Genomic DNA, 11,059 nt, shown 5'->3' with positions numbered 1-11,059 from the left:
CCGTATGCCTATCTCAAAGATGTACTGACGCGGCTGCCGACGCAGCGTGCCAGTGAGATTGATCAACTGCTGCCGCATCGGTGGATGCCCGCCTGAGTCACGCAAGGTGACTTCGGCGGACGCTTACCATAAAGCCACATGACACGAATTTCATTAGCGATTACGGTACAGAAGCACATCGGCATAACCGCATACCCGACTCAGCAACCGCACCGGCCTCCTCTGCCACAGTTGCCCTTTACCCCAGGCAGGAGCTTTGTCAGGTACGGATTTGTGCTGGGCCGGCAGCTAACTGCCGCCTCTGCCGCGCTGGATTTACCAGCGATGAGAGCAATCGAGATCACGGCTGAGCTATCCAAGGGCCGGGCATCACCGTTTACTCAGAATAAAACAGTGACGCCCATTTTAAGTCCAGATATTTCGGAATACCTTGTACAACACCTATACAACATTTGAAGTTTTGTACAATAATGGCCAATGGCATCTAGTGCTGCATTTTGCGGGTGAATGCTCACTGCTCCGCCAAGAAATAAAAATTGTGCAACGCCGTGGCCAGGACGCCAATCTGGTATTTTTTGACATTAGGCATGCTGAGTTCGACGCCAAGGCTTTGTGCGCCAATCTCGATCAGATGCAGTCGTCATTGCATGCGAGCTTTGCAGATGGCCCCTGGATTGCAATCCTAGACTCGACCCGATGGAGTGCCAACTGCCCACCTAGGTTTTTGGGTAATTGCACTGAAATGGGGGGCATCACTGCCGCTCCTCGCGTTAGTTGAACGTCTATGCTGACGGGTGACGCAGCTGTAGAGAAAATCGCTGCGAGGTGTCAGCGCTAAAACTCAGGGATGGCAAACGGCCTAAATTGTAAAAAGCAGGCTCAACTATTTCCATTAAAAATCGCCAAGTTAAGAAGCTCGGCAATTTTAGGTTTAGAGAGGTCCACCTCAACTTGTCAGTTGGTATCTGATATTAGTAAATTCACCAACACCAAGCCATTGGTGTTGATGCTCTTAATTTGCGTTCAGGAACAGGTAGACGCGCGCCATCTCCAGTGCGACGTCTTGGCCACGTCATATGCCGATTACAATGTAGGAAACTTCTTGCGCGTGCGCCTCAGACGCAAGCGCGCGAGCCACGCTTTTATTTCCTTTGCAATACTGGAGAACTCTGTGACGCCAAGTATTTCTCGTTTGATGGTTTTCTGTGCAGCAGGCTTGGTCGCAACCGCAGTGGGTTTGACCTTACTAATGCACACCCAAATCAATGACCTCGATGACATGGAGCTCAATAGCAAGCAGTTAGGAACCGCTCTTGAGTCAACCCAAGAACTGCGTTACGACAGCGCACAAATCCAACAGTTTTATACTGATGCCAGCCTAACCCAAGACGCTGAACCCTTAGACGATGCGCAGAAATATTACACCGCATCGCTTCAGTTACTTGATGAACTTACGCCCATGGTTCCGAGCCTTTCCAGCCGTATTCAGGCTTTGCGCACCCCACTTGAGCAGCTTAACAGTACCGGTATGCTCATGGTGCAGGCCTATGCCCGTAATAAAGTTGATGGAGATAAAGTCATGGAAGACTTTGACCTGCGTTCAGCAAAAGTTATTTCCGACTTTGCTGCTTTTAGTGAGCCGCTGGATAAGCTATATCGTCAGCAGCTAACTGACAGTAAGGCTGAGCGCACAATGATTCGAACCACTAACCTCATCGCGTGGAGCACGGTCTTGGTCATTATGCTTGGGGCATTGTGGTTAATTGCCAATCGGGTGCTACCGCCCATGCAGTCTTTGAGTAAGGCTCTGAGCGCGTTGAATGACGGTAGTGGCGACCTGAGCCGCACTATCAAATCGAATCGAAATGACGAAATTGGACAGGTTATCGAGCTGTTCAATGCGTTCCTTGGAAACCTACGCCTCAAAATAACCACAGTTGCAGATGTTTCAACGGGCCTGGAGCGCTCCGCCGAACAATTGCTCCGCGATGCTGGCGCGTCTCAGCGCAGTGCTACGGATCTGCAAGTCGAGGTGGAACAAGTTGCGGCGGCGGCTAATCAGATGGCCACCAACGTGCAGGGCGTGGCTACAAACGCCCAAGCCAGCGCGGCTCAAACTCAAGATGCCGATAAGCAGGCACAAGCGGCGATCACCGTCGTCAATGAAACTATCATCCATATTCGCGCCCTTGCAGATGAAGTGGGTCGTGCTGCGATTGTGATTTTCGATCTAGAAAGCCATTCACGCGAGATAGGTGGGGTACTGGAGGTGATTCGTACTATTGCCGAACAAACCAATTTACTGGCTCTTAACGCAGCCATTGAAGCCGCTCGTGCAGGCGAGCAAGGTCGTGGTTTTGCCGTAGTGGCTGACGAAGTGCGTACGCTCGCTAGCCGAACGCAAAAGTCTACTCAAGAGATAAACGGCATGATCGACCGCCTGCAAAAAGCTTCAAAACAAGCCGTAGAAGTAATGGACGATAGCCGTATCTTCGCGGAGCGCGGCGTGCAGCAGGCGATTAGCGCTGGCGAGGCGCTACAACGAATCAGCGGACTGGTGTCTTCTGTATCAGACATGAGCCTACAGATAGCTCAAGCTGCAAATGAGCAGGCCATGGTTACCGATGAAATTAATCGACGAATCAGCAGTGTGTCGGTCGTCGCGAACACCACTGCAGCGCTAGCGGAAAGCACTCTTAAGCGCGGACGCGAAAGCGGCGGAGACGCCGAGCGTTTATTGAAAATTGTGCATCAGTTCAAACTCTAATCCTGAATCGGCCCAGGTTTTCTAGAAACCTTGCAAACTCTTGAACGGCTTCGCATACCTCGCCCTCTCGAAGCTTGATATCGAAGGGAAGGACGATCCATTGTAACCGTCCGCCCAACACACCGTCCCGATCCCAACGCTTAGGGCAATGATGCCGAATCAATCCAAAATGGGCACCTGAAATGCCATATACCGGCACAATCTCACTCGTTTTGGCTAACGTCAATGATCCTACCACGCGTCGCGAGAAGTGTTTGCCTGCGATAAAAGGCGTGAATAGACCACACCACCCCTACGAATAGCACCCCTGTCCCAAGCGCTTCCGTAGGAGAGGGCCAGCGTTGGTTGATGAGCAGGCCCATCGTAGTTGCATAAATGGTTCCGCTGGCGATCAATTGCCCGCTTAGAGCCAGAGGTAGCCGCCGAGTTGCGATTGACCATGCCCAGGCACCTGCAAGGGTGGCCCCTAACCCCTGAATTACCCCACATACCATTAGCGCCTGAGTACCTGCTAACCCGCCCGGATGGCCGGCGAAGTGGGACAGTTTCAAGTACAGCCCAACTGGGATGAAGGCCAGCATTTCGACGCTGCACATGAAGATCAGCATGGCTGACCACAACATGGGGGACATGGTTGGGCGTCGAGCCAAAGCACTTTCATTTAATAGGCCAAAACCAGTCCAAAATCCGATTGCCAGCAACGATGCGAGCAGCCCAAAAAGTATCGAAGTTGTCGGGGGCACCGCCGTCGCGCTGCGAGCATCAAACACGCTTAAGTTGACCAAACTTATGCCCAGTGCCGCCACCACCAGCGGCCCGGAAATGGCGCGCCAGGGCACGCTGGAGCTTCGCATGTTGCCGGCAATTGCGAGCACGATCGGTACTGACCCCATCATCACCGGAGGGATCACCGGCCCAGCTGCCAAGACCGCAGTGGTAATCAGAAAGAAATATCCGATGTACCCCAAGAAGCCCAGCAGTGCGGCGCAGGCCCAGTCGCTCAGTCGCAAATGCCGCACTTTGTTACGGTAAACAAATAGCACTAGCAGGCTACCTAAACCAGCAAAGGCATAGCTCACCACAGCCAGATCAAAAAGGCTGTAATCGCCGACTAGCCCTGGAAAGATATAGAGCAGCGACCAGGAAAAAGTGGCGGCAATGGCGGCCAATAAGCCTAGGGTCATACGTTATGCTCCTGCTTGGCCAGGTTCCGGATCCAGCAATCAGCAATTTGCCGGGCAGTGTCGAATACCCGAACTTCCTGGCCCATGGCGCCGCTGACAAAACTGCCCTCCAGCAAGATAAAAAGCCCCTCAGCAACTAAGCCAGGATCGCTAACACCGGCGCTCTTGGCCAATGCAGCGAGATTTTCGCGTATACCTTGCTTATGCCTGCTCACTGCCAAATGCACAGGGTGGCTAAACTTGGGGAATTCAGCCGCACTGTTGACGAACAGGCACCCGCGTTCGCTATCTCGCAAAAGAAAGCGTTGATACAAATCGAAAAAAGCGAGCATGCCACTGACCGGGTCAGGATGCCCTGCCAAGGTGCACGCTACCTCTTCACGCCAACGTCGGTCACGCTCCTCAAGGCAAGCCACTATCAGCGCATCCTTGGAGGGGAAATGGCTGTAGAGCGTCATCTTGGTAACACCCGCCATCGCGGCGATGGCCATCACACCAGTAATGTATATACCTTGTGACAGAAACAACTTTAGCGCCGAATCAATCAAGCGCTCACGGGTATTGTCCAATTTAAGGCACTTAGTCATCGTGACGGATGATGACTATACTGACCGGTAAGATTGAGGCGTATGCCAATACGACCCAAATCGTGGCCTTTACGACACTGACCGCAGCACGCCGGCGCAGCAGAAAGGCCAATCAGAAGTTTCGTTACGCTAGCTAAGCGCACCCACACCCGCACCCGCGTGGATCGACGGACGCCCCCTATGCGGCAGCAGCTCGGCATTGTCATTCGGCAGCCGCGTCGGCAGTCGTGTGCGACCATTCTTCAAGTGTGCGATTAGTGTGTCAGGGCAATTACCGGGACTACGCGCCGATGGAACGCGTGTTCCGCAACTTGAAAACGGAATGGGTACCTGCCGTGGGTTAAGGAACCGCCCAATAAGTCCGGCGTGATATCAGTCATTTCTTAATGCATTAGTACAACTGGATTCGACCCCATCAATTTAACGGTGGGCTTGCGCTTGCTCAGTCAGACCGAAGAAAAACATAACGTCATGTCCGGGATTAATTGGTCATTACAAGCCCTGTCGCCCATTCGCCAGGAGGCAGCCCACTGGCGGCCGCCACCTTTTTGGATTTACTCCTGCGAGCCAGCAGAGGCTTGGTCGCGGGTTTTCCAAAGTGACAGCAGCACCCCACCCAGCAGCAGCCCCACGGTCACGCTCAGGGAAATGACCGCCGGAATCTTGCCGATGATGCCGACTGGGAAGCTCTTGCCACCGATAAATACCAGTACCAGTGCGAGCGTCCGCCCTCTCAACGAGTTTGAAGAAGTCATCCTCAATAGCTGAGGAGACGCCTATCAAGCCATTCAGTCATCACGTTGGCGCCAACCCTCTAAGCAACACGTTCTCGCGCCCTGCATACAGCTGACACACGCCCTATTGCCCCCCAAGTGAGACCAGCTTTCGCCAGATAGTTAAAAAGCTTGTTAGGATAGGGATGCAAACATCTCGTTTTTACATAGGAACAGCGGGGCTTACGACCACTGCACGTCATAACGTGCCACCATCAAGGAGGCTCTCATGGGCCGAACACCTGGGGATGATCTACCAGAAAAACCTCATACAAGCAGTGAGGATGGCATTCCTGCTCCTAGCGGGGCCGCCAATCTGATTGATACCGACTACGTGATCGGACAGGACAATATCAAAGGTGAGTTTTCATTTTCCCTTGATATCCATGGCAAAGTGTTTGTCATCTCGGCTGCCACTATCTTGTTGTTCGTCATTATGACGCTGGCACTCCAGAATGAAGTAGAACCGCTGTTCAGTGCCATCCGAAACTGGCTGACGGGCAATCTCGCCTGGCTGTTCATGAGTATTGCGAACATATTCGTCTTGCTTTGCATCGGGCTAATTTTCTCGCCGCTAGGGAAGGTTCGTTTGGGCGGTAGGGATGCCAAACCAGACCATAGCTACGTGGGCTGGTTCTCAATGCTTTTCGCTGCAGGAATGGGCATTGGCCTAATGTTCTACGGCGTAGCCGAACCCATGTCTCATTATCAAGCGTCCATGGGAGGTGTGACCGTCGATGCAAGTGGAGCCCGCACCGACTGGGCACCGTTAGGAGGTGCAGCGGGCGACGCTAAGGCATCGGCCGACTTGGCGATGGCCGCTACTATCTTTCATTGGGGGCTCCACCCTTGGGCGATCTACGCGATTGTCGCTCTGTCCCTGGCATTGTTTTCTTACAACAAGGGCTTGCCGCTCTCGATACGATCGATCTTCTATCCATTGCTAGGGGAGCGCGTCTGGGGATGGCCAGGGCACTGTATAGATATCTTAGCGGTATTCGCCACATTGTTCGGACTGGCGACATCGCTAGGGATAGGAGCTGAGCAGGCGGCAGCGGGGATTGAATATCTCTTCGGTATTGAATCAACAAATTTAAGCAAAGTAGTGCTAATCGTTGGTATCACCATAATTGCCCTTTGGTCAGTTCTTGCTGGCTTGGACAAAGGCGTCAAGATGCTGTCACAGATCAATATGGGCCTGGCGTTGCTTCTGCTGGTGTTCATCATTGTTGTCGGGCCCACCTTGGCAATCTTCACTGGATTCTTTAAAAATTTGGTGACCTACGCTGAATACCTACCGGCGCTTTCCAATCCTTTCGGTCGCACTGACACGGAATTCACTCAGGGCTGGACTGCGTTTTATTGGGCATGGTGGATCAGTTGGTCTCCATTTGTAGGGATGTTTATTGCGCGAGTCAGTCGTGGCCGAACGGTCAGGGAGTTCCTGATCTCGGTCTTGTTGGTTCCTACTATAGTTTCGGTATTATGGATGACGACGTTTGGTGGCACTGCCATCGACCAAGCTACTGTACAAAACTTGGTTGGCGTCAAGGATGCTGTGCTGGAGTTGAAACTGTTCGCCATGCTGGGAGAACTGCCACTAAAAGAAATTTCTTCGTTCTTGGGCATTGTTCTGGTCATCGTCTTTTTCATCACCTCCTCAGACTCCGGCTCCTTAGTCATCGATACGATAACAGCAGGGGGCAAGGTCGATGCTCCCGTTCCACAACGTGTATTTTGGGCGGTCATAGAAGGAGTAATTGCAATTGCGCTGTTGTTGGGCGGAGGTCTCGTGGCACTACAGGCTATGGCGGTATCTACGGGTCTGCCTTTCGCTCTTGTGCTGGCTCTGGGCTGCGTGTCTCTTGTGAAGGGACTGATGTCTGAGCCCCGCTAGTTAACGATTGAGGGTGCCAAGCATCCCGTAATCCTTCCATAACCCGCCAAGTACGAGCTGGCGGGTTAAACCTCTAAAAAATAGGCCAGAACACTCCAAGAAACAGTACGTTTTTCATGACTTACGATTCTCTGAGAATCTCGTTAGCCAACTGGGCTTTCGCTGTTTTGTTAGCGATAATTTGTTTCGCTTGGCAAGAACTGTGATTGGTTTTTTCCTTAGGAAGCTTCGAAAAATATCAGCCCTACCGAATACGCCCGTTAGTAATATCGCGGGCGTAGTGTTTTCAGGTACAAGCAATACACTCTTACTGCTGGCATCGATACTCGTTGGTGTAGGCGTCCTTGACCTACCCGAGCGCTGGTTAGGACGAGTCCGCATCCTTTGGTTCGTAGTCGCTGCTTTGCAAATAGGCTTGTGGGTGAACCGCGCCTGTGCTTTGGCGCTCGCTCAAGACGGTATCGCTACAGCCTTGGCTATGCAGATTATTCTAGCTGATGTATCCGCTTCGCTGTCCATTGCGGTAGATAAACCATTTGAGGTAGGCGATTTCATTGTCGTGGGGTCATTGTTTGACACTGTCGAGCATGTTGGATTGAAGACAACTCGGATTCGTAGCTTGGGCGGTGAATAAATCGTTATGGCTAACGCGGAAATGATCGAAAGTACCATCAGAATTACAAACGGTTTCTGGAACGTATAATTGTCTTTGAGATAGCGCTTACTTATAATTGCTCGGTGCAGCAGGCCAAGAAGTTAACACAACGAATCGAGCAGTTATTAGGCAGCAAAAAAGAGTCAGATTTGACCGAGGCCATTTTCAGAATTTCGAGGAAAGCGCCTTGGAATTTTAGGTCGTATACATTGTGCTGGACCCAAGTTACAACATCTATATGGATGTTCAGCAGGACATTAACCTATCAACAATGGAGGCCTTTAACGAGATAGGGGTCAGCTTTGCACTGCCATCACGCACCGTTTACGCTGCATCGATTCCCGGTGATGAGGCGTCTGTGGGTCATAGCAAAGAGTGGCTGTAAGGACTTCAGAGCACTCGATATAAACGCATGTTCAGCACTTCTAGAACCATGAATATCTCCTGACAAATGTCGAGGCGTTGAGGAATCTCCCACCACGGCTTCTCGGGCGACCCCGCTCAGAGTGCAGCGCGGTCAGTCCCATAGTGCGCCAATAGGTGAGGCTGTTGAATAATGGGTAGCTATCTGCGCTTGTAACAACTCAGCAGTAGCGAGGGCATCGGTTAACGCATGGTGCCCCTGATAAGCTGGAAGGTTATAGCGCATGCGGCTGTCGGCCAATCGTATGGATGTCTGCGGGCGGCGCATGAGCCTGGCAATCCACCCTTGCTTTTGCCGATGCATTCTCGCTTCCAATTGCATCGTGTCTACGACCGGAAACCTCAGACCTTCTCCAAGGTGCCTATGCAGTGCTGCATCAAGGAACTCACGCTCGATATTTCGATAATGGACGACTACCACTTTGCCTGCCATGGCGTCCAGAAGCGGCTCCAGCACTTCCGGGAGCGAGGGAGCATTCAAGATCTCAGCATGGGTAATGTGGTGCAGGGTAACTGACTTTTCATTCAGTTCTGATGACGGGTTTAGCACCCAATACGCCGCCTCGCTGCAGTAGATGCGCTTTAAGGTGAACGGCACCAAACCAATGCTGACAATACTGTGAGCCTGTGCATTGAGCCCGGTTGTCTCCACGTCCATTGCAAGAAATTGCACGTTTTCTATTAGGGTGTGCGGTGAGACGACGCCCGCCTGATAAAACTTTCTCAAGCAAGAGTCAACCGAATTCTGCGCCAATTCCCGGAACAGATCTGGCCAGTTCACCGGGTAATCTGGTTCCGCCTTGACCTCATTCATTTTTAGACACGGCCCTTTGGCGGGTAGCGGAAGCGCAAAAAATTCTGACCGTTACTCAAGACCTGGAAGGCCTCTTTGAGATTGTGTCGCTCGCTATTAGAGAAGCGCTCAGGCTCGATCAAGTTATTGGGCGTTTCTCCCTGCTCCAGCGCCTCCACCTGATGCCGGATCCGCACCAGGGAGAGGAACTCCAGAGCATAGCGCAGGTGCTTCAGTGCTTCGGGTGGCATGATGTTAGCGCTAGTGATTGCATCGATACGGTCAAACGAGTTCTGCGCTGTACTCCCGCAAGCGAGAGCATGGATGCGAATAAGGTCGGTGAGCGGTGCGGTACCGCGTCCCTTGAGATTGATGATTCTTTTCTGTTGTCCATCTGTCTCGACGACAAAAGTACGAAAGAATCCCAAGGGTGGTGTCCGGTTGAGCGCAATCCTCGCCATGGCATTGAGAAATCCGGGATGTAAACTGGATTTTTGAGCACATAGAACTTTGAGTTCTTGCACCAGCGAAAGCTGGCCAAATACGCCATCCAGATCGAAAAAGATGCAGCTATTAAGCAAGGTTGTCGGGTTCGGTTTTTCGATCCACTGCTCAAAATAGCTTCGCCAAATCCTCAAAGGCTGGCGCCATTGATCGTTGGTCGCCATGACTCCGCCCTTACAGTAGCTGTACCCACACGCTGCTAGGCCATCACTTACGAACGATGCAAGGCTACGGAAATATGCATCATGCAAGGCGGGATCGAATCGATCATCCAGCACCAAGGCGTTGTCTTGATCGCTTACCAGCAGTTGTTCATCGCGCGCCATCGAGCCTAGCACCATGAAGCAATAAGGTACGGGAGGTGGGCCCAATTTTTCTTCTGCAAGTTCCAGCAACCGCTGCGTGAAAGCTCTGCCGATACCTGAGATGGCGCTACCGATCATGTGCGCGGTCGCGCCATCTCTCACCATCCGGATGTACGTTCCACGCAGGTCTCGTAATAGCGACTTTAGACCGTCGACCGACGTCTGGTTAGATATTCTGCTTACCAGGTACAAGCTACTGTGGGACTCGTACCGAATAATATCTGAGAGGTTGATTACGCCAATCGGTCGCCCGTGGTTGAGAACCGGCAAGTGATGGATATTGTGGCGTAGCATGACAAGCATGGCTTCAAAGCCTGAATCGTCAGCATTTATGGCCACTGGATCGGTTGTCATGATGGCGCTGATAAGCGTTTCGCCGGCGCTCCTCCCGACCGCGACAACGCGGGTGCGAAGATCCCTGTCGGTCACGATCCCCCGGATGTCTCCTGCCTGCAGTCCCGCTGGCGACATGACCACGACACAGGCAACGCGTTGTTCGGTCATCAGCTTTGCAGCCTCGCCAACCGTGGTACCCGACGTCACCCAGACTAGGGAGCGTGACAGCAAGGCTCGGCATTTGAGCTGGATCAATTCGCTCGACCGACCTTGCGCCTCGACTGCAGACTTGAGCCTCGAGTGCCCTTCAGCTTCAACGAAATCCGCAAAGGCGTCATGCTGTGCGCATAGATCGGCGAAGACGTCGGCAGGGATGTAGTAAATCAGGCTGTCTTCAAGTGCTCTCGCAGGAAAACGGACTTTGTTGCTGCGTAAAAGCCCTGCCTGGCCAAAGATATCGCCTTCGACAAGCCGGTTGTAAAGCTCGCCGTTGCGTCGATAAATCTCCACTGCGCCGCTGCGCACATAGTGCAAATCCTGGATCACTGCACCCGCTTCCAGAATGTCGCTGCCGGCTTTGAAGTAACGCACATCAACTCTCCGAGCCATAGCATCTACGGACTCCTTGGGCAGTTGATCAAACGGGGAAAAACGATAGAGATGGTCGCTGATCTCCTGCATCTCGGCTTGCATGGAACCTCGGTATGCTGGAAGGGAAAAATCGCCAAAAGGCGTGCGCTTAAATTTGCTGATCGCCCGAAAAGCCTATCAGATA

7 protein-coding genes and 4 pseudogenes are annotated in these 11,059 nt (G+C 52.4%); 6 read left to right on the top strand and 5 right to left on the bottom strand.

Annotated elements, in window-relative coordinates:
* From UB23_RS13100 to UB23_RS30740, 3 genes and pseudogenes are all read left to right on the top strand, one after another.
* On the top strand, positions 1–96 hold a 96-nt coding region (locus tag UB23_RS13100), incomplete at its 5' end, for a transposase domain-containing protein (protein ID WP_045059740.1).
* A 751-nt stretch (positions 97–847) separates the two neighbouring features.
* Positions 848–1,909, top strand: a pseudogene (locus tag UB23_RS30745) (HAMP domain-containing protein); the annotation flags it as partial.
* A 153-nt stretch (positions 1,910–2,062) separates the two neighbouring features.
* Complete coding sequence (locus UB23_RS30740) at positions 2,063–2,767, top strand: methyl-accepting chemotaxis protein (RefSeq protein ID WP_442963627.1); 705 nt, start codon at positions 2,063–2,065, stop codon at positions 2,765–2,767.
* A gap of 203 nt (positions 2,768–2,970) precedes the next feature.
* On the opposite strand, the gene UB23_RS13090 is transcribed toward UB23_RS30740, so the two are convergent.
* Positions 2,971–3,951 carry a DMT family transporter gene (locus UB23_RS13090; RefSeq protein WP_045059739.1) on the bottom strand — a complete coding sequence of 327 codons (981 nt, stop codon included), beginning with the start codon at positions 3,949–3,951 and terminating at the stop codon, positions 2,971–2,973.
* Positions 3,948–4,520 (bottom strand): TetR/AcrR family transcriptional regulator, encoded by a 573-nt coding sequence (locus UB23_RS13085; protein WP_052672995.1) that lies wholly within the window; start codon positions 4,518–4,520, stop codon positions 3,948–3,950. The genes UB23_RS13090 and UB23_RS13085 overlap by 4 nt, the downstream gene beginning before the upstream one ends.
* Before the next feature lie 281 nt (positions 4,521–4,801).
* Between UB23_RS13085 and UB23_RS29340 the strand changes: the two are divergent.
* Positions 4,802–5,005: pseudogene (locus tag UB23_RS29340) on the top strand (IS3 family transposase); the annotation flags it as partial.
* 87 nt (positions 5,006–5,092) lie between these two features.
* On the opposite strand, the pseudogene UB23_RS13080 reads toward UB23_RS29340, so the two are convergent.
* Positions 5,093–5,260: pseudogene (locus UB23_RS13080) on the bottom strand (TerC family protein); the annotation flags it as partial.
* A 280-nt stretch (positions 5,261–5,540) separates the two neighbouring features.
* Between UB23_RS13080 and UB23_RS13075 the strand changes: the two are divergent.
* Both UB23_RS13075 and UB23_RS13070 read left to right on the top strand, forming a co-directional pair.
* Complete coding sequence (locus UB23_RS13075) at positions 5,541–7,208, top strand: BCCT family transporter (RefSeq protein ID WP_045059736.1); 1,668 nt, start codon at positions 5,541–5,543, stop codon at positions 7,206–7,208.
* Between the two features lie 116 nt (positions 7,209–7,324).
* A pseudogene (locus UB23_RS13070) lies at positions 7,325–8,248 on the top strand (mechanosensitive ion channel family protein).
* A gap of 132 nt (positions 8,249–8,380) precedes the next feature.
* Here UB23_RS13070 and UB23_RS13065 read toward each other — a convergent pair.
* Positions 8,381–9,100, bottom strand: coding sequence for a 3'-5' exonuclease (locus UB23_RS13065; RefSeq protein ID WP_045059735.1), 720 nt, complete (start codon positions 9,098–9,100; stop codon positions 8,381–8,383).
* A gap of 2 nt (positions 9,101–9,102) precedes the next feature.
* The gene (locus UB23_RS13060; RefSeq protein WP_045059734.1) at positions 9,103–10,977 is read right to left on the bottom strand and encodes a DUF294 nucleotidyltransferase-like domain-containing protein; all 1,875 of its coding nucleotides are present in this window, start codon (positions 10,975–10,977) and stop codon (positions 9,103–9,105) included.
* Positions 10,978–11,059: the final 82 nt, after the last annotated feature.

The sequence above is a fragment of the Pseudomonas sp. ES3-33 genome (assembly GCF_000952175.1).
GTDB classification, from domain to species: Bacteria; Pseudomonadota; Gammaproteobacteria; order Pseudomonadales; family Pseudomonadaceae; genus Aquipseudomonas; species Aquipseudomonas gregormendelii.
This window is presented reverse-complemented; position numbering and strand designations above follow the sequence as displayed.